A 685-nucleotide genomic window follows, 5' to 3' on the forward strand; every position below is an offset into this window, starting at 1 on the left:
CCCTGGCGGCTGCGGGACTACGCGCTCGGCGCCGCCCGCGTCTCCGACTCCGCGGCCGTACGCGGCGAACCGGTACGCATCGCCCTGCTCGCGCGCAGCGTCGGCGAACTCGCCCGGCTGCTGCGCCGCGCCGCCGACGGCGCGCACGACCCGTCCGCGGGCCTGTTCACCGCCGGGGGCACCACCCGGGCCGGAGACTCCGGGGAAGGCGCCATCGCCTTCCTCTTCCCCGGCCAGGGCAGCCAGCGTCCCGGCATGCTCGCCGACCTCTTCGTCGCCTTCCCCGAGTTGCAGCGCTACCTCCAGCTCGGCAGCCGCTGGGCGGACGCGCTCTACCCGCCCACCGCCTTCGACAAGGCGACCGCCGACGCACAGCTCGCCCGCATCACCGACACCGCCGTCGCCCAACCCGCCCTGGGCATCGTCGAACTGGCCGCCGCCGACCTGCTCGCCTCGCTCGGCATCCGTCCCGACATGGCGGCCGGACACAGCTACGGCGAACTCGTCGCCCTCGGCGTCGCGGGCGCGCTCTCCCCGCGCGACGTGCTCACCGCGAGCGCCGCACGCGCCGAGGCGATCCTCGCGCAGATACCGGACGAGGGGGACGCGGGCGCCATGGCCGCCGTCACCGCCGTCCCCGCGAAGGTCGACGAGGTGCTGGCGCTGGCCGGGCTCGACGGCGAGG

Annotated in this window: 1 protein-coding gene; it reads left to right on the forward strand. The window is 76.5% G+C overall.

What is annotated here, in order from left to right:
* Positions 1-685 (forward strand): acyltransferase domain-containing protein (locus AN218_RS29020; protein WP_141747730.1); only part of this gene is annotated, 685 nt, incomplete at both ends.

This window comes from Streptomyces nanshensis (assembly GCF_001751255.1).
GTDB classification, from domain to species: domain Bacteria; phylum Actinomycetota; class Actinomycetes; order Streptomycetales; family Streptomycetaceae; genus Streptomyces; species Streptomyces nanshensis_A.